This is a genomic window from Lentzea sp. (genome assembly GCF_036380075.1).
Taxonomy (GTDB): Bacteria; Actinomycetota; Actinomycetes; order Mycobacteriales; family Pseudonocardiaceae; genus Lentzea.
Genome location: NZ_DASVFL010000034.1, coordinates 50,507 through 69,627, shown reverse-complemented (window position 1 = coordinate 69,627; position 19,121 = coordinate 50,507). Strand labels below are relative to the sequence as shown.

Annotated in this window: 22 protein-coding genes and 1 pseudogene; 21 read left to right on the top strand and 2 right to left on the bottom strand. The window is 70.9% G+C overall.

Translation table 11 applies throughout. The features are described from left to right. Nucleotides 1-297, top strand: a pseudogene (locus tag VF330_RS04510) (transcriptional regulator); the annotation flags it as partial. A gap of 1 nt (nucleotide 298) precedes the next feature. Here VF330_RS04510 and VF330_RS04505 read toward each other — a convergent pair. Together VF330_RS04505 and VF330_RS04500 are read right to left on the bottom strand one after the other, a co-directional pair. Next, nucleotides 299-538 carry a glutaredoxin family protein gene (locus tag VF330_RS04505; RefSeq protein ID WP_330850194.1) on the bottom strand — a complete coding sequence of 80 codons (240 nt, stop codon included), beginning with the start codon at nucleotides 536-538 and terminating at the stop codon, nucleotides 299-301. Nucleotides 539-541: 3 nt separating this feature from the next. Then, entirely contained in the window at nucleotides 542-2,017 is a 1,476-nt protein-coding gene (locus tag VF330_RS04500) for an AMP-binding protein (RefSeq protein ID WP_330850193.1), read from the bottom strand. A 211-nt stretch (nucleotides 2,018-2,228) separates the two neighbouring features. Between VF330_RS04500 and VF330_RS04495 the strand changes: the two genes are divergently transcribed. The 20 genes from VF330_RS04495 (at nucleotide 2,229) to VF330_RS04400 (ending at nucleotide 19,100) form a co-directional block, all read left to right on the top strand. Beyond that, nucleotides 2,229-2,804 carry a sigma-70 family RNA polymerase sigma factor gene (locus VF330_RS04495; protein WP_330850192.1) on the top strand — a complete coding sequence of 192 codons (576 nt, stop codon included), beginning with the start codon at nucleotides 2,229-2,231 and terminating at the stop codon, nucleotides 2,802-2,804. A gap of 138 nt (nucleotides 2,805-2,942) precedes the next feature. Continuing rightward, nucleotides 2,943-3,938 (top strand): DUF5667 domain-containing protein, encoded by a 996-nt coding sequence (locus VF330_RS04490; protein ID WP_330850191.1) that lies wholly within the window; start codon nucleotides 2,943-2,945, stop codon nucleotides 3,936-3,938. 41 nt (nucleotides 3,939-3,979) lie between these two features. Beyond that, nucleotides 3,980-4,876, top strand: a complete 897-nt coding sequence (locus VF330_RS04485) for an HAD-IB family hydrolase (RefSeq protein ID WP_330850190.1) — start codon at nucleotides 3,980-3,982, stop codon at nucleotides 4,874-4,876. A gap of 233 nt (nucleotides 4,877-5,109) precedes the next feature. Then, nucleotides 5,110-5,400, top strand: coding sequence for a transposase (locus VF330_RS04480; RefSeq protein WP_330850189.1), 291 nt, complete (start codon nucleotides 5,110-5,112; stop codon nucleotides 5,398-5,400). After that, a complete protein-coding gene (locus VF330_RS04475) occupies nucleotides 5,397-6,272 on the top strand; it encodes an IS3 family transposase (protein WP_330850188.1) in 876 nt (291 codons plus the stop codon). Before VF330_RS04480 ends, VF330_RS04475 begins: the two co-directional genes overlap by 4 nt. Before the next feature lie 347 nt (nucleotides 6,273-6,619). Continuing rightward, nucleotides 6,620-8,089, top strand: a complete 1,470-nt coding sequence (locus VF330_RS04470; RefSeq protein ID WP_330850187.1) for a molybdopterin-dependent oxidoreductase — start codon at nucleotides 6,620-6,622, stop codon at nucleotides 8,087-8,089. An 87-nt stretch (nucleotides 8,090-8,176) separates the two neighbouring features. After that, entirely contained in the window at nucleotides 8,177-9,013 is an 837-nt protein-coding gene (locus VF330_RS04465; RefSeq protein WP_414675334.1) for a redox-sensing transcriptional repressor Rex, read from the top strand. Between the two features lie 49 nt (nucleotides 9,014-9,062). Then, the gene (locus VF330_RS04460) at nucleotides 9,063-10,376 is read left to right on the top strand and encodes a glutamyl-tRNA reductase (RefSeq protein ID WP_330850186.1); all 1,314 of its coding nucleotides are present in this window, start codon (nucleotides 9,063-9,065) and stop codon (nucleotides 10,374-10,376) included. Then, a complete protein-coding gene (gene hemC, locus VF330_RS04455) occupies nucleotides 10,373-11,308 on the top strand; it encodes a hydroxymethylbilane synthase (protein WP_330850185.1) in 936 nt (311 codons plus the stop codon). Before VF330_RS04460 ends, hemC begins: the two co-directional genes overlap by 4 nt. Before the next feature lie 18 nt (nucleotides 11,309-11,326). Next, nucleotides 11,327-12,859 carry a bifunctional uroporphyrinogen-III C-methyltransferase/uroporphyrinogen-III synthase gene (locus tag VF330_RS04450; protein ID WP_330850184.1) on the top strand — a complete coding sequence of 511 codons (1,533 nt, stop codon included), beginning with the start codon at nucleotides 11,327-11,329 and terminating at the stop codon, nucleotides 12,857-12,859. Between the two features lie 75 nt (nucleotides 12,860-12,934). Then, nucleotides 12,935-13,909 (top strand): porphobilinogen synthase, encoded by a 975-nt coding sequence (hemB, locus tag VF330_RS04445; RefSeq protein WP_330850183.1) that lies wholly within the window; start codon nucleotides 12,935-12,937, stop codon nucleotides 13,907-13,909. Continuing rightward, entirely contained in the window at nucleotides 13,894-14,394 is a 501-nt protein-coding gene (locus VF330_RS04440) for a hypothetical protein (protein WP_330850182.1), read from the top strand. Before hemB ends, VF330_RS04440 begins: the two co-directional genes overlap by 16 nt. A gap of 9 nt (nucleotides 14,395-14,403) precedes the next feature. Continuing rightward, the gene (locus VF330_RS04435) at nucleotides 14,404-14,847 is read left to right on the top strand and encodes a hypothetical protein (protein ID WP_330850181.1); all 444 of its coding nucleotides are present in this window, start codon (nucleotides 14,404-14,406) and stop codon (nucleotides 14,845-14,847) included. Continuing rightward, nucleotides 14,844-15,242, top strand: a complete 399-nt coding sequence (locus tag VF330_RS04430) for a hypothetical protein (protein ID WP_330850180.1) — start codon at nucleotides 14,844-14,846, stop codon at nucleotides 15,240-15,242. Before VF330_RS04435 ends, VF330_RS04430 begins: the two co-directional genes overlap by 4 nt. After that, the gene (locus VF330_RS04425; RefSeq protein WP_330850179.1) at nucleotides 15,239-15,841 is read left to right on the top strand and encodes a hypothetical protein; all 603 of its coding nucleotides are present in this window, start codon (nucleotides 15,239-15,241) and stop codon (nucleotides 15,839-15,841) included. The genes VF330_RS04430 and VF330_RS04425 overlap by 4 nt, the downstream gene beginning before the upstream one ends. Further along, complete coding sequence (locus VF330_RS04420) at nucleotides 15,841-16,260, top strand: hypothetical protein (RefSeq protein WP_330850178.1); 420 nt, start codon at nucleotides 15,841-15,843, stop codon at nucleotides 16,258-16,260. Before VF330_RS04425 ends, VF330_RS04420 begins: the two co-directional genes overlap by 1 nt. Before the next feature lie 5 nt (nucleotides 16,261-16,265). After that, nucleotides 16,266-16,613 (top strand): hypothetical protein, encoded by a 348-nt coding sequence (locus VF330_RS04415; protein ID WP_330850177.1) that lies wholly within the window; start codon nucleotides 16,266-16,268, stop codon nucleotides 16,611-16,613. A gap of 11 nt (nucleotides 16,614-16,624) precedes the next feature. Then, nucleotides 16,625-17,920, top strand: a complete 1,296-nt coding sequence (hemL, locus tag VF330_RS04410) for a glutamate-1-semialdehyde 2,1-aminomutase (RefSeq protein ID WP_330850176.1) — start codon at nucleotides 16,625-16,627, stop codon at nucleotides 17,918-17,920. Further along, nucleotides 17,917-18,546 (top strand): histidine phosphatase family protein, encoded by a 630-nt coding sequence (locus VF330_RS04405; protein WP_330850175.1) that lies wholly within the window; start codon nucleotides 17,917-17,919, stop codon nucleotides 18,544-18,546. The genes hemL and VF330_RS04405 overlap by 4 nt, the downstream gene beginning before the upstream one ends. Then, on the top strand, nucleotides 18,543-19,100 hold the full coding sequence (locus VF330_RS04400) for a TlpA disulfide reductase family protein (protein ID WP_330850174.1): 558 nt from the start codon (nucleotides 18,543-18,545) through the stop codon (nucleotides 19,098-19,100). The genes VF330_RS04405 and VF330_RS04400 overlap by 4 nt, the downstream gene beginning before the upstream one ends. Nucleotides 19,101-19,121: the final 21 nt, after the last annotated feature.

Sequence of the window (19,121 nt, the reverse complement as noted above, 5' to 3'; positions counted from 1 at the left end):
ATCGCGCTGAAGTCGGGCCTGCTGGAGCTGGGTGTGGTGACGGCGGAGCTGGCCGTCACCGAGCCGGGCATGGTGTGGCTGAAAGAGCTCGGGTTCGAGCCGTCGAAACGCCAGGTGAGCCGCGCGTGCCTGGACTGGACGGAACGCGTGCCGCACCTCGCCGGAGCCGCCGGAGCGCACCTGTGCGCGGTGTTCCTCGACCGCGGCTGGGTGAGGCGGATCGGCACGACACGGGCCGTGGTGCTCACGCCGGCCGGCGAACGCGGCTGGCGTGAGCTGGGTCTGACCTCGGCCTGACCTAGCCGGCCAGTGCCGCCCGCAGCCGGTCCTCCTCGACCTTCCAGTACCCGTGCTCGATCCCGTCCACCAGGAACACCGGCACCTGGTCCCCGTACTCGGCCCGCAGCTCCGGGTCGGCGTCGACGTCCTCGACGGACCAGGTCGCGCCTGCCTCGGCGCAGATCCGCTCGACCTCGGCCTTCGCCTCCTCGCAGGCGTGGCAGTCGACGCGGCTCACGACGGTCACGTGGTGTGCCACGGCTCAGGCTCCCAACGGCTTGCGCAGGATCGCGCGGGCCAGCTTGCCGGTCGGCGAGTGCGGCAGGGCCTGCGCGAACTCCACCGACGTCGGCACCTTGAACTTCGCCAGCCTGGACGCGCAGTGCGCCACGACGTCCTCCACCGACACGTCGGTGCCGTCGCGCAGCACCACGACGACCTTCACCGACTCGCCGGTCTTCTCGTCGGGCACGCCCACGGCCGCGGCCTCCAGGACGTCCGGCAGCTCGCCGACGACCCGTTCCACCTCGTGCGGGTAGACGTTGAAGCCGTTCACGATGATCAGGTCGTTCGCGCGGTCGACCAGGTGCAGGTCGCCGTCGGCGTCGATGAAGCCGACGTCGCCCGTGCGGAACCAGCCGGAGGAGTCCGGGCCGCGGGCGCCGTCGGGCCAGTAGCCGCTGAACAGGTTGTCGCCCTTCGCGGAGACCAGGCCGGTGCCCGGTTCGTCCTCGTCGATGTCGAGCACCGAGCCGTCGGTGTCGACCAGGCGGATCTCGACGCCGGGCAGCGCCTGGCCCACCGAGCCGGGCTTCGGCACGCCGCCGACCAGCGTGGACGTCAGCACGGGGCCGGTCTCGGTCAGGCCGTAGCCCTCGTAGACCGGGATGCCGATCGCGACGCGCATCCGGCCGATCACGTCCGCGGGCAGGGGAGCCGCGCCGGAGGTGAACAGGCGGACCGTGGCGAGCTTCTCGCGCAGCAGGTCGACGGGGTGGGCGAGCAGCGCCCGGTACATCGGGGGCACGCCGACCATCGTCGTGACGCGGTGCTCCTCGATGACGTCCAGGGCCGCGGCCGGGTCGAAGCGCTCCAGCAGCACGGCCGTCGCGCCCGCTCCCGCCACCTGGAGCAGGCCGGGGCCGAGGCCGTAGACGTGGAACAACGGCAGCGCGAGCAGCACCCGGTCGCCCGCGGTCACGGGCGCGGGGCGCAGCGAGGCGCACTGGGAGACGTTCGCGAGCAGCGCGCGGTGCGAGAGCATCGCGCCGCGCGGCACGCCGGACGTGCCCGAGGTGTAGCCGAGCACCGCGAGGTCCTCGCCGCCGCCGACGGCCTCGAACCGCTCACCGGTGGCCGTGACGTCCGGCACGTCCAGCACGTGCGCGTCCGAGCCCGCGCCGTCGCCGACCAGGAACCGCGCGCCGGAGTCGGCCAGGATGCGCTGGAGCTCCGGCAGCGGGTTGCCGGGGCCCGTGGGCACGACGACGCCGCCGGCGCGCAGGATCCCGAACACCGCGACCACGAACTCGGGGCTCGTGGGCAGCCGTACCGCCACCCGGTCGCCCGATTCGAGTCCTGAATCAGCCAAATGGCGGGCGAAACCGTCGATCGCGCCGTCGATGGTTTCCCACGTGATGCTTTTTCCGCTCGCCACGTCGACCAAGGCGACGTGGCCGGGTCCCCGCTGTGCCGAAGCACGGACCAGATCTGAGACATTGCGAGCGGAAGTCACCATGGCCTCCTCATGAACAACTGGGCGCTCGGAGCAGTCTTCCACGCGTGACGGGCGTCATGAAGTCGCGGTTGGCGCGTCTTCCCCTCAGGACCCCGTCCGCTACCTACTACGGAGTAACAACACGTATGCTGCCGCCACGGCGACTCTGTGGAGGTGCCGCCAGCCGATGACAGCGCGGGCGCGACCGAACACGATCAGGACCACCCGGACCATGACGGGGGGTCAGCACGACGATGCCGCCGACGAGCCGTGGCAGCTCGTCAAGGCCGCCCAAGAGGGTGATACCGAGGCGTTCGGCGTGCTCTACGACAAGTACGTCGACATGGTGTTCCGCTACGTCCTCTTCCGGGTGGGCGGCGACCGCGCGTTCGCCGAGGACGTGACCAGCGAGACGTTCCTGCGCGCGCTGCGCAGCATCGGGTCGGTGAGCTACCAGGGCCGCGACGTGGGCGCGTGGTTCGTCACGATCGCGCGCAACATCGTGTTCGACCACGTGAAGTCGAGCCGCTACCGGCTCGAGGTCACGACCTCGGAGCTGCAGGACAACCGCGAGGAGACGAACGGTCCCGAGCAGGAGGTCATGACCGAGGCGACCAACGCGGAGCTGCTCCGGTGCGTTTCCCAGTTGGGTGACGACCAGCGGGAGTGCATCAGGCTGAGGTTCATCGAGGGCAAGTCGGTGTCCGAGGTCGCGCAGCTGATGGACCGCAACGAGGGCGCCGTGAAGGCGTTGCAACACCGGGCCGTGAGGCGGCTCGCACAGATCCTCCCGTCCTGGTTGCGGTGATCGCGATCGCAGGGGCGTAACCCAAAGCAGATCAACTTCGTTACTCGGGCTGAGATGGACGGCAAGGGAAGAACACCGCGGTGGCGGCAGACGGAGCACGAGCGATTCGCCCGTGCCGTTGAAGGCGGCCCCAGACCGGTGGGGGACGACGACTTCGCTGAGGACCTCGCGATCGTCGACCTCCTCCGGCGGATGGACGTCGGACCGGACGCCGAGACGCGCGAACGGATGAAGCAGCGCGTGCTCACCGCGCCCCCGCCCGAGAAGCCGCTGGCTCTCGCGTCGGTAAGACGGGTGGGAGCGCGCGCACGGCTGGCAGTCGCGGCGGCCGCGGTGCTGTGCTTGCTGATGTCGCTCGGCGGCATGAGCGTGCTGCTCAGCCGTGACGCGCTCCCGGGAGACCCGCTCTACGGCATCAAGCGCACCACCGAGGGCGCGTCGCTGGGCCTGACCTTCGACGAGGAGTCCCGCGCGCTCAAGCACCTCGAGTTCGCCGCGGCCAGGGTCACCGAGATGGAGACGCTGGCCGACCGCGCCTCCGACTCGTCCGCCCAGCTCACCGCCCTGACCGACCTGGACGCCGACGCCGTCGAGGGCGCGCGCCAGCTCACCACCTACGCCACCGCGTCCGACAAGACGGCACTGCCGGCGCTGCGCGACTGGGCGCTCGGCCAGTACGAGAAGCTCGGCACCCTGCGCCCCCGCCTGCCGGAGGACGCCGGCAAGCACGCCGACACCACGATGTGGCTGCTCGCGAGCATCGCCCAGCGCGCCCACGACCTGACCGCCCGCATCGGTTGCGGCGCCGTGACCAGCGGCTCCTCCGACCCGCTCGGCCCGCTGCCGGCGAAGGACGAGTGCGCCGCGGCCACTCAGGACCCGAACGCCCCGACGAGCCGCGCGCCGTCGACCTCCACCCAGCCGACCCCGTCCGGCGAGCCGGTCCAGTCCGGGTCGGCGGCACCGCCGACCCGGCAGACGCAGTCGGTCGTGCCGGGCACCGGCACGGCGCCCACGTCGAAGCCCGGCACCCCCGTGCCGACGACCTCGCCGAAGCCGGAGATCACGATCCCGCTCCCGCTGCCCCTGCCGAGCATCTCCCTCCCGCTGCTCCCCGGCATCAGCTTCGGCTGAGTCGTCCAGTCCGACGAGGACCTGATCGCTAGGCTTGGGGAATGGCAGGCAAGCGTGACGTGGAGAGCGACCGGCTGGCCGAACTGGCCGGCGAGGCATCGGCAGAGGCGGCGATCCAGGCCGCCGCGATGGCGCCGGAGCTCGAAACCTCGCTGTCGGTGCCCACCGACCTGACCGCGGCGGCCTTCTTCGACGTGGACAACACGATGATGATGGGCGCGTCGATCTTCCACTTCGCCCGCGGCCTGGCCGCGCGCAAGTACTTCTCGTCCTCCGACCTGGCGGGCTTCGTCTGGCAGCAGCTGAAGTTCCGCGTCGGCGGCCGCGAGGACCCGGAGTCCGTGAAGGCCAGCCGCGAACAGGCCCTGTCCTTCGTGGCGGGCCGCAGCGTCGCCGAGCTGGTCTCCCTGGGCGAGGAGATCTACGACGAACTGATGGCCGACCGCATCTGGAAGGGCACGCAAGCCCTGGCCCAGATGCACCTGGACGCGGGCCAACGCGTCTGGCTGGTCACCGCCACCCCGGTGGAACTGGCCCAGATCATCGCCCGCCGCCTGGGCCTGACCGGCGCCCTGGGCACCGTCTCCGAGTCGGAGGACGGCGTCTACACGGGCCGCTTGGTGGGCGACCTCCTGCACGGCAAGGCCAAGGCCCAGGCAGTCCGCTCCCTGGCCGCCAAGGAGGGCCTGGACCTGCGCCGCTGCACCGCCTACTCCGACTCCTCCAACGACGTCCCGATGCTCTCGGTCGTGGGCACCGCGGTAGCCGTGAACCCGGACTCGCAGCTCCGCGAGATCTCCCGCCGCAAGGGCTGGGAGATCCGCGACTTCCGCACGGGCCGCAAGGCGGCCAAGATCGGCGTCCCGTCGGTGCTGGGCGCAGGCGCCGTGGCAGGCGCGATAGCAGCCACGATGGCGTACCGCCGCCGCGTGAAGTAGCCGCGAGGCCGAAGGCGAGCCAGCCGCGAAGGCGAAGCCGAGCCGTCTTGGCTTTGGCTTTTGCTCTCGGTTTGAAACGCAAGGTTCCGGTGGGGTGGTCCCGTCACGAGCCGTGCAAAGCACTCGCTGCACCAGGTCAGGGGTGTCAAACCGCCACGCTTTTTGGAGTTGTCCCTGAGGTCCGGACATCTTGATCCCTGACAGCGGTTGTTGTCAGGGGAGAGGATGTTGTTGTGCCTGGTGCGTCGAGTTATCCGGAGTCGTTCCGTCGGGACGCTGTGGAGTTGGTGGTGTCGTCTCCTGATCGGTCGTTGCGGCAGATCGCGCTGGAGCTGGGTGTCTCGCATGAGACGTTGCGGGGCTGGGTGCGGACGGCTCGTAAGCAGGCCGATCCGGAGCAGGTCGCGGCGGCGGAGCGGGCCGGTGAGACGCGGATGCTGCGCAAGCGGCTGGCGGAGTTGGAGAAGGAGAACGAGATTCTCCGCAAAGCGGCCGCCTATTTTGCTCGCGAGATGGATCGATGATCCACCGCTACCGGTTCATCTCCGAGCACCGCGCCGAGTTCGGCGTGCAGCGGTTGTGCCAGGTCCTGAAGCTGCGGCGGCAGGGCTTCTACGAGTGGCTGGCCGCCGGGCCCGCCCGTCGTGACCGAGCCGGGCGTGACGAGGAGCTGGCGTCGGTGATCACCGAGATCCACAGTGCTCATCGCGGTGCCTATGGGCGGCCGCGGATCACGGTTGAGCTGCGACGACGTGGGCTACGGATCAATCACAAGCGGGTCGGGCGGGTCATGCGCGAGCACGCGGTGAGCGGTGTCAGCCGCCGGCGTCGCCGGTTGCTGACCACCGTCCCTGCCGATCCGGTAGTGACATCGTCGGTGCCGGACTTGATCGGCCGTGACTTCAGCGCGCGAGCACCCGGAACACGGCTGGTCGGGGATATCACCTACCTGCCCACCGCCGAGGGCACGCTCTACCTGGCGACCGTGATCGACCTGCACAGCCGCGAGGTCATCGGCCACGCGATGTCCGCGCAGATGCCCGCCGGCCTGGTCAGTGACGCTATCGAGCTCGCCGCCGCACGTGGTCTGATCAGCGGTGACGCGGTGTTCCACTCCGACCGCGGCACCCAGTACACCTCCCGCGACTTCCGCGACACCCTCGCCCGCCACGGGATCCGGTCCTCGGTCGGACGCAAAGGCTCCTGCTACGACAACGCCGTCGCCGAAGCCTTTTTCGCCACCCTCAAAACCGAGATCGGCACCACCGCCTGGACCACCCGCCACCAGGCACGATCCGACATCTTCCGCTACCTGCACTACTACAACCACGACCGTCTACATTCGACAGTCGGCTACCGAACCCCCACCGAAACACGCATCACCTACGCTGCGTGAACACCCCGTGTCCGGGAACCGGGGACAACTCCATTTCGGCGGTTTGACACCCCTGACCTGGTGTGGCTCGCTCTGCCCCGGTTCGTGACGGGACCACCCCACCCGAACCGCACCACCCACGCAACAGCAAGCCGCCCAACGCAACAGGCGTGCCATCAACCCGCCCGCGGCGCCGGCCCGGTCTTTGATCAGCTGGCGGGGTCCGGGGCGGAGCCCCGAGCCTGAAACAGGAACCCGCCCGCCAAACGCAACCAACGCAACCAACGCAACCCATCCCAACGCGAACTTGATTACCGCCCCCTTACAACTGCGGCGAACCACCCGCCCCAGGGTGTCGAATAAGAACCATGAAGCCCACCAAGGCAGCCGCGACCGGACTGCTGGCCCTCATCGCCGCCCTGGCAGCCGGTCACCTGGTAGCGGCCTTCGTGGACCCGGCAGCCTCCCCGTACCTGGCCGTGGGCAACGCCGCGATCGACCTGACCCCGTCCTGGCTGAAGGACTTCGCCGTCACCACCTTCGGCACGGCCGACAAACTGGTCCTGCTGACGGGCATGGCGATAGTCCTGGCCGGCATCGGCATCGCAGCAGGCCTGGCCAGCCGGAACACCCCCACCCCCGGCACGGTGGTGGCGATCGTCCTGGGCGGCATCGGCCTGGGCGCGGTGCTGTCGAGGTCCGACGTGGGACAGCTGGCCGTCCTGGCCCCCATCGCCAGCGCGGCGGTGGGCGTCTACGTCTTCCGCTACCTGCACCGGGAGGCCGAGGAGAGCGAGAGCAGGCGCAGCTTCCTCATCACCGCGGGTCTGGCCGTCGCGGCGGGCACGGCCGGTCAGCTCTTCGGCAACCGCACGGACGTCGAGGGCTCGCGGCAGGCCATCGGTGACATCACGGCGAAGACCAAGGCCCCGGCGATCCCGCCGAACGCCGACTTCGCCAGGGACGGCACTCCCACGTTCATCACCAGCGCCGACGACTTCTACCGCATCGACACCGCGCTGAGCGTCCCGCGGATCCGCGCGGAGGACTGGACGTTGCGCGTCCACGGCATGGTCGACCGGCCGGTCGTGCTCACGTTCGACGACATCCGCAAGCGGGACCTGGTCGAGGAGACGGTCACCCTGACCTGCGTCTCCAACGAGATCGGCGGCCCGTACATCTCCACCGCGAACTTCACCGGCATCAAGATCGGCGACGTCCTGCGGGAGGCCGGCGTGCAGGCGGGCGCCGACCAGCTCTTCAGCACCAGCGACGACGGCTTCACCGCAGGCAGCCCCCTCGACTACGTGCTGGAGAAGGGCCTCATCGCCATCGGCATGAACGGCCAGCCGCTCCCGGCCGAGCACGGGTTCCCCGCGCGGCTCGTCGTCCCCGGCCTCTACGGCTACGTCTCGGCGACGAAGTGGGTCACCGACCTGAACGTCACGACGTTCGAGAAGGAACAGGGCTACTGGATCCCGCGGGGCTGGGCGACCAAGGCGCCGATCAAGACCTCCTCGCGCATCGACCGCCCCAAGCGCATGGGCAAGGTGAGCGGCAAGACCGTCATCGCCGGCACCGCCTGGGCCCAGCCCAAGGGCGTGGCGAAGGTCGAGGTCAGGATCGACGGCGGGCCGTGGCAGGAGACCGAGCTCGGGGCCGACGTCAGCGACAGCACCTGGCGGATGTGGAAGGTCGAGCTGGACCTGCGGCAGGGCAGCCACACGGTCGAGTGCCGGGCCACCGACAAGTCCGGGTTCACCCAGGACCAGGCCCGTCTCGACCCCGTTCCCGACGGTGCCACGGGCTGGCACTCGGTCACCTTCACCGTCGAGTAGGCGCTCACCCCGTAGTGATCATGAACCGAGGAAGCGCTGGTCACGCCCAGTGACCGGGGCCGGAGAAGCTGATCATCGACTTTGTGCATGCGTTCACAAGCGGTACGGTGTGAGCATCACCAACGCCGCGGGGTCTCTGCGGTGGAGCACATCCGGAGGTCGGAGAGCGTGGCATCACGGCGGGGCGAAGGTGAGACGGCCACGACCCCTCTGGAGCCTGCCGACAGGGAGCGCGCCCGCGCGATCCCGGAGGCCGCGGTGGCCAGGCTCGCCGTGTACCTCCGCGTGCTGTCCGGCATGTCCGACCAGGGCGTGACGGCGGTCTCCAGCGAGGAGCTCAGCCAGGCCGCGGGCGTCAACGCGGCGAAGCTCCGCAAGGACCTGAGCTACATCGGCTCGTACGGCACGAGGGGCGTCGGGTACGACGTCGAGGTCCTCGTGAGCCACATCGAGCGCATCCTCGGGCTCACCCGCAACCACTCCGTCGCCGTCGTCGGCATCGGTAACCTTGGTCACGCTCTCGCGAACTACGGCGGGTTCCCCGGCCGCGGCTTCCCGGTGACCGCCCTCTTCGACGTGGACGCCGATCTCGTCGGAATCCCTGTTGGGGGCATTCCCGTCAACCACATCGACGAGATCACCGCCGTCTGCCTGGAGCGCGAGGTGTCGATCGGCGTCATCGCGACGCCGCCGCCCGCCGCCCAGTCGGTTTGCGACCGTTTGGTATCTGCGGGCGTCCAGTGCATTCTGAACTTCGCACCGGTTGTCCTCCAGGTTCCAGACAACGTCGAGGTGCGCAAGGTTGACTTGGCGGTCGAGATGCAGATCCTGTCGTTCCACGTCGCTCGACGTGCGGACGAGGCTGCCGGTGTCTCGGACGCGAACAACGGACTCGGTGTGGACGGGATGGTGATTCGCCCGTGAGCGTGAGCCAGGCGGCTCCGGCAGGCGCGGTGCCAGTAGGTGTGACTGCATGAGCGTGCTCGTAGTCGGTCTGTCGCACCGCACCGCCCCCGTGCCGGTCCTGGAACGCGTCACCGTGGCCGAGCCGGACCTGCCCAAGGTCCTCGGCCAGCTGCTGACCGCCCCCAGCGTCTCCGAGGCGATGGTCCTGTCGACCTGCAACAGGGTCGAGGTCTACGCCGTCGTCGAGTCGTTCCACGGCGGCATGTCCGAGGTCGTCGAGGTGCTGGCGCAGCACGCCCAGATCGACCCGCAGTCGCTGTACGAGCACTTCTACGTCCACTACGCCGCCGCGGCCGTCGAGCACCTGTTCTCCGTCGCGGCCGGCCTCGACTCGATGGTCGTCGGCGAGTCCCAGATCCTCGGCCAGCTGCGCGGCGCGTACGCGGCGGCGGACGAGGCGGGCACCGTCGGCAGGACGGTCCACGAGCTCACCCAGAACGCCCTGCGCGTCGGCAAGCGCGTGCACGCCGAGACCGGCATCGACCACGCCGGCGCGTCGGTCGTGTCCGAGGCGCTCGGCGACGCCGAGGCCGAGCTGGGCACCCTCGTCGGCAAGCGCGCGCTGCTCGTCGGAGCGGGCGCCATGGGCGGCCTGGCCGCCGCCCACCTGCGCCGCGCCGGCGTCGGCGAGGTCGTCATCGCGAACCGGACGCAGGCCAACGGCGTGCGCCTCGCGACGGCGCTGAAGGCCGAGGGCGTCCCCTCGACGGCCGTCGACCTGGGCGCGCTGCCCGTCGAGATCGACCTCGCGGACATCGTGTTCGCGTGCACCGGCTCGGTCGGCACCGTCGTCCGCGCCGACATGATCAGCAAGCGCTCGCGCCCGCTCGTCGTCTGCGACCTGGGCCTGCCCAAGGACGTCGACCCGGCCGCGGCCGAGCTGCCGAACGTTCGTGTGGTGGACCTGGAGACGCTGCAGCGGCGCCTCTCGGACGCCCCCGCGGGCCAGGACGCCCGCCTGGCGGCCCAGCTGGTCGCCGACGAGGTGAAGGCCTACCTCGCCGGTCAGCGGTCCGCCGAGGTCACGCCGACCGTCACGGCCCTGCGCAAGCGGGCGGCCGAGGTGGTCGACGCCGAGCTCCTCCGCCTTGATTCGCGACTTCCCGAACTGGACGCCGCGACACGCGGTGAATTGGCCAAGACGGTGCGCCGCGTTGTAGACAAGCTCCTGCACACGCCGACCGTCAGGGTGAAGGAGCTCGCCTCCTCGCCCGGAGGTACCGGCTACGCGGAGGCGCTCCGCGAACTGTTCGGGCTCGACCCCCAGACTCCTGGGGCTGTCAGTCAGACCAAGTCTTCTGTGGATGGTGAAACGCGGTGACCCGCACCCTACGGATGGGTACCCGAGGCAGCGCACTGGCGCTCGCGCAGACGGGGACCGTCGCCGAGGCCCTGCGGGCCGCCGGCGCCCAGGTCGAGATCGTCGTCATCAAGACGCCGGGCGACCTGTCCGACGCGCCGATCGCACAGATCGGCATCGGTGTCTTCACGTCGGCGCTGCGCGACGCGCTGGCGAACGGCGAGATCGACATCGCCGTCCACTCCTACAAGGACCTCCCGACCGCGCCGGACCCGCGTCTGGTGCTCGCGGCGGTGCCCCGGCGCGAGGACCCGCGCGACGCCCTCGTGGCGCGCGACGGGCTCACGCTCGGCGAGCTGCTGCCGGGGTCCACCGTGGGCACCGGCTCGCCGCGGCGCGCCGCCCAGCTAGAGGCGCTGGGCCTGGGGCTGAACATCGTCCCGTTGCGCGGCAACGTGGACACGCGCATCGGCAAGGTCCGCAGTGGAGAGCTCGACGCCGTGGTGCTGGCCCGTGCCGGCATCGCGCGCCTGGGCCGCGCCGACGAGATCACCGAGACGCTGGAGCCCATCCAGATGCTTCCCGCGCCCGCACAGGGCGCGTTGGCAGTCGAGTGCCGGATCGACGACGTCGATGCCGAGCACCTGATCCAGTCCACTCTGGACGATTCGGCCAGCCGGGCCGCTGTGACCGCGGAGCGCGCCATGCTGGCCGCGCTCGAGGCGGGCTGCAGCGCGCCGGTCGGCGCGCTGGCCGATGTGGTGGAAGACCTCGACGACGAGGGCAAGGTCGTGTACCGACTTTCCCTGCGCGGGGTCGCAGCGACGCCGGAGAACGATCTCCTCCGCGCGTCCGCCACCGGTGACTTGACCGCAGCTGAGGAGCTCGGCCGGGCGCTGGCCGCCGAGTTGCTCGACCTCGGGGCCGCGGTGCTCAGCGGCCCAGAGGCGTAATCGATGGGGAGTGCCCTGATGACCCGCGCACGCAAGACCCCCGGACGCATCGCCTTCGTGGGCTCCGGCCCCGGCGACACCGGGCTGCTCACGGTCCGGGCCCACGACTTGCTCACCAGGGCTGAACTCGTGGTCACCGACCCGGACGTCCCCTCGGACGTCCTCGCGACCGTGGCCGAGGGAGTCGAGGTCCGCCCCGCCGTCGGTGAGTCCGCCGACGTGGCCAAGGACCTGGTGAACGAGGCGAAGAACGGCGCCACGGTCGTCCGCCTCGTCGCGGGAGACCCGCTGACGCTCGACTCGGTCGTCAAGGAGGCGCAGGCCGTCGCGAAGTCGACGATCCCGTTCGACGTCGTCCCCGGCGTGCCCTCCGGCACCGCGGTCCCCGCCTACGCGGGTGTCGCGCTCGGCGGTGTGCACACCGAGGTCGACGTGCGCTCCGTCTCGGACTGGGCCGGCCTCGCCGCCTCACCCGGCACGCTCGTGCTGCACGCGACGGGTTCGCACCTGGCGGAGGCCGCGTCGAACCTGGTCGAGAACGGCCTCGCGCCGCAGACGCCGGTCGCCGTGACCGCCGAGGGCACGGGCTTCCAGCAGCGCACCATCGACACGACGCTGGCGGCCGTGGCCGCCGACGCCGGTGACATGGGCGGCCCGCTCGTCGTCACGGTCGGTGCCGCCGCCGCGGCGCGGTCGAAGCTCTCCTGGTGGGAGTCGCGGGCGCTGTACGGCTGGCGCGTGCTGGTCCCGCGGACCAAGGAGCAGGCCGGCGCGATGTCCGAGCGCCTGCACTCGCACGGCGCGATCGCCGTCGAGGTGCCGACGATCTCGGTCGAGCCGCCCCGCAGCCCCGCGCAGATGGAGCGCTCGGTCAAGGGTCTCGTCGACGGCCGCTACCAGTGGGTCGTCTTCACCTCGACCAACGCCGTCCGCGCGGTGTGGGAGAAGTTCCGCGAGTTCGGCCTGGACGCCCGCGCGTTCTCCGGCGTGAAGATCGCCTGCGTCGGCGAGGCCACGGCCGCGAAGGTGCGCTCGTTCGGCATCATCCCCGAGCTCGTGCCGTCCGGTGAGCAGTCGTCCGAGGGTCTCCTCAACGACTTCCCGCCCTACGACGACATCCTGGACCCGGTCGACCGGGTTCTGTTGCCGCGGGCCGACATCGCCACCGAGACGCTGGCCGCCGGTCTGCGCGACCGCGGCTGGGAGATCGACGACGTGACGGCCTACCGCACCGTGCGTGCGGCCCCGCCGCCCGCCGACACCCGCGAGATGATCAAGTCCGGTGGCTTCGACGCGGTGTGCTTCACCTCGTCGTCCACGGTGAGGAACCTAGTCGGCATCGCGGGCAAGCCGCACGCCCGCACGCTCGTCGCGTGCATCGGCCCGCAGACCGCCGAGACGGCGCGGGAGTTCGGCCTCCGGGTCGACGTGCAGCCCGAGGAGGCGAACGTGCCCGCGCTGGTCGACGCGCTGGCCGCGCACGCCGCCCGGTTGCGCGCCGAGGGAGCGCTGCCTCCGCCGCGCAAGACCAAGCGTCTGCGCCGCAGCTAGTCAACGAAGCCGTCGGGGCCGCTCAAGATCCTTTGAGCGGCCCCTTCGACTCTCTTGAGTCAGGGAGTCAGAGAGATGTACCCACTGCACCGGCCGAGGCGTCTGCGCACGACGCCCGCCATGCGCCGCCTGGTCTCCGAGACCGAGGTGCGCCCCCGTCAGCTCGTGCTGCCGATGTTCGTCAAGGAAGGCGCCTCCGAGGCCGCTGAGATCAGCAGCATGCCGGGCGTCCACCAGCACACCCGCGACTCGCTGCGCAAAGCCGCCGTCGAGGCCGTGCAGGCGGGCGTCGGCGGCATCATGCTGTTCGGCGTCCCGGCCGAGCGCGACGCCGTCGGCTCCGGCGGCACCGACCCGGACGGCATCCTCAACGCCGCCCTGGGCGACCTGCGTGCCGAGCTCGGCGACAGCACCGTCCTGATGTCGGACTGCTGTCTCGACGAGTTCACCGACCACGGCCACTGCGGCGTGCTCGCCGCCGACGGCACCGTGGACAACGACGCGACGCTGGAGGTCTACGGCGAGATGGCCGTGGCCCAGGCGCGCGCCGGTGCCCACGTCGTCGGCCCGAGCGGCATGATGGACGGCCAGATCGCGTTCATCCGCAACGCCCTCGACGCCGCGGGCTTCCAGGACACCGGCGTGCTGGCCTACTCGGCCAAGTACGCGTCGGCGTTCTACGGCCCGTTCCGCGACGCCGTCGAGTCGCAGCTCGCGGGCGACCGCAAGACCTACCAGCAGGACCCGGCGAACGCCCGCGAGGCGATCCGCGAGGTGCAGCTGGACCTCGCCGAGGGCGCGGACATGGTCATGGTCAAGCCGGCCCTGCTGTACCTGGATGTGCTGCGCTCGGTCGCCGAGATCTCGGACGTCCCCGTCGCGGCGTACCAGATCTCCGGCGAGTACGCGATGATCGAGGCCGCCGCCCGCAACGGCTGGATCGACCGCGAGCGCTCGATCCTGGAGTCGCTCACGTCCATCCGCCGCGCCGGCGCGGACATCGTGCTGACCTACTGGGCAGTGGAAGCCGCCCGGTGGCTGGACCGGTAGTTCCCCGTCCCGTCGACGTCGCGCGCTGGTTGTGGATCGCCAGCGCGTGCGTCGGCATGGCGCGGTTCCTGTCCCAGCTCTTCGACCGCGAGCTGCTCGTGTCGGAGGCGCGCCGCCAGAACCCGGCGCTGGGCCAGGACCAGGTCGACGCGGGCGTGAACGGCGGAATCCTCTTCGGACTGCTGATCGCGCTCGCGATCCTGCTCGCCTACACCCGCCTGGCCAATGCGATGGCGCGCGGCCGCAACTGGGCGCGGATCGCGCTGACGGTGCTGGGTGCCGCGTCCGTCTCGTTCGGACTGTTCCGGCTGGTGGCCTGGGGCAGTGGCGTGGCCGCGTCGGCCGGGGTGCAGCTGCGGCCGGTCGACCTCGGGGTCACGCTCGTCACGACGGTGCTGGAGGCGTCGGCGATCGTGCTGATGTACCGGTCGTCGTCGCATTTCGCGAAGCACGTCACGGTGGACAGCGCTTCCCCGCGGACCTAGGTTTCGAGCGTGACGTCTCCGAAGGAATCGGGCACTCCCGGCACCATCACGATCGGCTACTGGCTGGTGGTCGCGGGCACCGCGCTCAGCGTGCTGGCCGCCCTGTACGTGCTGCTCAACAAGCAGGCGCTGGTCGACGCCGCCGTGCAGGGCAACAAGGACCCGAAGATCACCCGGGACATGATCGCCTCGACGGTCAGCGGGCTGCTGATCGTGTCGCTGGTCGTGACGGTCGTGCTCGCCGCGCTCGCCGTGTGGTTCGCCGGCAAGGTTCGCAACGGGCTGCGCAAGAGCAGGACCGGGTTGACGATCACGTTGCTGATCGGGCTGTTCTTCCAGATGATCACGAACACGCTCGGGGTCGTGGCGGCGCTGGTCGCCGTGGCCGGGCTGGTGCTGTTCTTCTTCCGGCAGTCCGGCGAGTACCTCGCCGCGCGCGAGCAGACGCCGTGAACCACGCTCCCCGGCCCGTTCGCGTCGCGGTCGGGCTCTGGCTCGCCATCGCCGTCTTCATCCTGTTCACCACGGCGGGGCTGTGGTTCCAGCGCGGTGACATCGAGCAGCTCAGCGGCAGGACGGCCGGTGACGTGACGAACTTCCTCATCGCGCTCACCGTCGTCGGCGTGGTCTTCGCGGCGCTCTACGGCTGGCTCACTCGGGGTTTCCTCCAGCGCCGGAACTGGGCTCGCGCGGCGCTGTCGATCGTGGCGATCGTGCACATGATGTGGTTGCTGCTCGTGGGGGTCAGCGCTGCGAACCTGGTCACGCTTCTGCTCATCTGCGTCGCAATCGTCTTCACGTGGCAGCGCGCTGCGGCACAGTGGGTGGCGGAGGTGCGTGAGCAGTGACCCAACCGCAGGACCCCTGGTCCAACCCGGACAACGCCCAGTGGCAGAACCCGGCGGCGTCCTACCCGCCGCAGCCGGGCCAGTACCAGGTGAGCCAGGTGGGGCAGGCGAGCTTCTCGATGGCGCCGCTCGCGCCCGTGCTGCCGCAGGAGCTGGGGCCGGCGCGCCCGCCGACGGTGACCGCCGCCATGTGGATCTGGATCGCGGCCGCGGTGCTGTCCGTGGCCGTGCTGCCGGTGATGCTGCTCACCAACACCGACTTCTTCCTCAGCGGCGACAGCATCACCAGCGAACGCGACCGCCAGGCCGGTGAGATCGGGCTGCGGGTCATGGCGACGCTGGCCGGGTTCGGCATGCTGATCGCCGCCGCGCCCTACGTCGCCTTCGCGATCGTCATGCGCGGCGGCAAGAGCTGGGCGCGGATCCTGCTCACGATCCTCGGCGCGCTCGGGCTCGCGACGATGGTCGCCATCACGTTCATCGCCATCGGCGGCCAGGTGTGGCAGCCGGCGGTGACCATGACCGTCGTCATCATTGGGCTCACGGTCGCCGCGCTGGTCCTGCAGTTCCTGCCGCCGTCCAACAGGTACATCCGGTAGTGCTGTACCGGGAGTCCGGCAGCAGCTGGTGGCCGCTGCTGTGGGGACCGGCGTTCGCGGTGGGCGGGTACCTGGTCGAGCTCGTCACCGGGCCCGCGTCGGTGGCCCTGTGGACGATCGTGGGGCTGGGACTGACGCTCGGCGCGGTGCTGTGGGTGTACGGCCGGGTGAAGACCGGCAGCGTCGCCCTCACGGCCGAGGAGGCCCAGTTCGGGCGCGAGAAGGTGCCGCTGGCCATGATCGACGGGTTCCGCGACGTCGGCGCGCCGACGGGTGCGCGCGTGCTCGGCGGCGGCTGGTCGGTGCCCAAGGGGACGTCGGCGGTGCCGTTGCGGCTCCTCGACGGCACGGTGGTGCTGGGCTGGGCGCGTGATCCGGAAGCCTTGGTCGCGGCGTTGCGGCGGGTCGTGAGAGGGTGAGCGACGTGACAGAGGCCGTGACCGAGCCGGAGACGTTCGTGGACGAGCCGGAACAGGCGCCCGCCGGTCCGGACCTGCACCAGCCCAAGCGGTGGTTCGTCGCCGCCGGCGAGGCCGTCGCGGTCGTCCTGCTCGTGGTCGCCGCGGTGTGGTGCTGGAACCGCGGTGTCGTGCGGCTCGAGTACCCGGTCGACGGCCGCGAGCCGTTGATCTCCACGCGCCTGCACGGCAACTGGCTGGGCACGGCGGCCGCCGCGCTGACGCTGGCCGTGGTCCTCGCCCTCGACGCGGTGCGGCAGGTCCTGCTGGCCGTGCGCACCCGGCCGCAGAAAGCCGCCGACCCCGACATGTGAGACTGGGGTACGTGACTGCGAGTCGATCCCAGGCCCTGTTCGAGCGCGCGTCGACGCTGACCCCCGGCGGGGTCAACTCTCCGGTGCGGGCGTTCCACTCCGTCGGCGGCACCCCGCGCTTCATGGTGCGCGGCGAGGGCCCGCACCTGTGGGACGCGGACGGCAACCGGTACGTCGACCTGGTGTCGTCGTGGGGCCCGATGATCCTCGGGCACGCCCACCCCGCCGTCGTCGAGGCCGTCCGGAAGGCGGCCGTGCACGGTCTGTCGTTCGGCACGCCGACCGAGGGCGAGATCGACCTCGCGGCCGAGATCGTCGACCGCGTCGAGCCCGTCCGCCAGGTCCGCCTGGTCAACTCGGGCACCGAGGCCACGATGAGCGCGATCCGCCTCGCGCGCGGCTTCACCGAGCGCCGCAAGATCATCAAGTTCGCCGGCTGCTACCACGGCCACGTCGACGCGCTGCTGGCCCAGGCGGGCTCCGGCGTCGCGACGCTGGGCCTGCCGACCTCGCCCGGCGTCACGGGCGCGCAGGCAGCGGACACGCTCGTCCTGCCGTACAACGACATCGACGCGGTGCGCGCGGCGTTCGCCGAGAACCCCGGCGAGATCGCCTGCGTCATCACCGAGGCCGCGGCGGGCAACATGGGCGCCGTCGCGCCGCTGCCCGACTTCAACCAGGGCCTGCGCGACCTCTGCGACGCCGAGGGCGCGTTGCTGGTCATGGACGAGGTCATGACCGGCTTCCGCGTCTCGCGCGCCGGCTGGTTCGGCCTGGAGCGCGTGAAGGGCGACCTCTACACGTTCGGCAAGGTCATGTCCGGTGGCCTGCCCGCGGCGGCGTTCGGCGGCCGCGCGGACGTGATGGCCAAGCTCGCGCCGTCCGGTCCCGTCTACCAGGCGGGCACGCTGTCCGGTAACCCCGTCGCCGTGGCCGCCGGTCTCGCGACGCTGCGCGCGGCCGACGAGGACGTCTACCAGGCGCTCGACCGCAACGCGACGCGCCTGGGCGCGCTGTTCACCGCGACGCTGACCGAGGCCGGTGTCGAGCACCGCGTGCAGTTCGCCGGGAACCTGGTGAGCGTCTTCTTCGGTTCTACCGAGGTGAAGGACTACGCGGGAGCGCAGGCGTGCGAGACGTGGCGCTTCCCGCCGTTCTTCCACGCTCTGCTCGAACGGGGTGTCTACGCACCGCCGTCGGCGTTCGAAGCGTGGTTCGTGAACGCCGCCATGGGTGACGAGGAGTTCGACGTGATCGCCGACGCACTGCCGCACGCGGCCCGTGCCGCCAAGGAGGCCAGCAAGTGAGCCGCACCACCGTCCACCTGCTCCGCCACGGCGAGGTGCACAACCCGACCGGCATCCTGTACGGCCGCATCCCCGGCTTCAAGCTGTCCGAACGCGGGCAGAAGCAGGCGCTGACCGTCGCCGAGCACCTCGCGGACCACGACATCGTGCACGTCGTCGCGTCGCCGCTGGAGCGGGCGCAGCAGACCGCCGCGCCGATCGCCGACTCCCACCGCCTGGAGCTCGCGACCGACGAGCGGCTGATCGAGGCCGACAACCAGTTCGAGGGCCTGAAGGTCGCGGTCGGCGACGGCGCCCTGCGCTCCCCGCAGCACTGGGCGAAGCTGACCAACCCGTTCAAGCCGTCGTGGGGCGAGCCGTACATCGAGATCGCCCACCGGATGCTCGGCGCCGTGCAGAAGGCCCGCTCGGAGGCCGAGGGCCACGAGGCCGTCTGCGTCTCGCACCAGCTGCCCATCTGGACGGTCCGCCGGTTCCTCGAGGGCAAGCGGATGTGGCACGACCCGCGCCGCCGCGAGTGCTCGCTGGCCTCGCTCACCTCGCTGATCTTCGAGGGCGAGCAGCTGGTCCGGATCTCCTACAGCGAGCCCGTGGGCGTGACGAACCCGAGAGTGACCGGCGCATGAGGCGGTTGCTCGTCCTGCTCCTGCTCGTCGCGGGGTGCTCCACCGGCAAGGACGCGGCCCAGATCGGGGCCGGCGACTTCTACCTCGTCGCGCCCGGCGGCCAGGTGAAGATCCGCTACGCCCCCGGCGAGCGCAAGGCGCTGACGGGGCTCGAGGGCGAGTCCCTGATGGAGGACGGCAAGACCGTCAAGCTCTCCGACTTCGCGGGCAAGCCGGTCGTCATCAACATCTGGGGCGCGTGGTGCGGCCCGTGCCGCACCGAGGCGCCGGAGATGCAGAAGGTCTTCGACGCCGGCACGCAGGTGCTCGGCGTCGACGTCAAGGAGACCTCGAAGGACCACCCGCGGGACTTCATGAAGGACCGGTCGCTGACGTACCCGTCGATCTACGACGCCTCGTCGCGCAGCTTCGTCAACGTCTTCCGGGGCGTCCCGGCCAACACCGTGCCGTCCACGTTCATCGTCGACAAGGACCACAAGGTCGCGGCGGCGTTCCTCGTGCCGGTGCTGGCGTCGGACCTGCAGCCGGTGCTGGACGACCTCGCGAAGGAGTGAGCCCGGCCCGGCCGCGTTGTC

Coding starts and splice junctions, on each gene's coding strand:
- VF330_RS04500 (WP_330850193.1), bottom strand. CDS start 2,017: ATGGTGACTTCCGCTCGCAATGTCTCAGATCTGGTCCGTGCTTCGGCA.
- VF330_RS04495 (WP_330850192.1), top strand. CDS start 2,229: ATGACGGGGGGTCAGCACGACGATGCCGCCGACGAGCCGTGGCAGCTC.
- VF330_RS04485 (WP_330850190.1), top strand. CDS start 3,980: ATGGCAGGCAAGCGTGACGTGGAGAGCGACCGGCTGGCCGAACTGGCC.
- VF330_RS04475 (WP_330850188.1), top strand. CDS start 5,397: ATGATCCACCGCTACCGGTTCATCTCCGAGCACCGCGCCGAGTTCGGC.
- VF330_RS04470 (WP_330850187.1), top strand. CDS start 6,620: ATGAAGCCCACCAAGGCAGCCGCGACCGGACTGCTGGCCCTCATCGCC.
- VF330_RS04465 (WP_414675334.1), top strand. CDS start 8,177: ATGCGTTCACAAGCGGTACGGTGTGAGCATCACCAACGCCGCGGGGTC.
- VF330_RS04460 (WP_330850186.1), top strand. CDS start 9,063: ATGAGCGTGCTCGTAGTCGGTCTGTCGCACCGCACCGCCCCCGTGCCG.
- VF330_RS04450 (WP_330850184.1), top strand. CDS start 11,327: ATGACCCGCGCACGCAAGACCCCCGGACGCATCGCCTTCGTGGGCTCC.
- hemB (WP_330850183.1), top strand. CDS start 12,935: ATGTACCCACTGCACCGGCCGAGGCGTCTGCGCACGACGCCCGCCATG.
- VF330_RS04400 (WP_330850174.1), top strand. CDS start 18,543: ATGAGGCGGTTGCTCGTCCTGCTCCTGCTCGTCGCGGGGTGCTCCACC.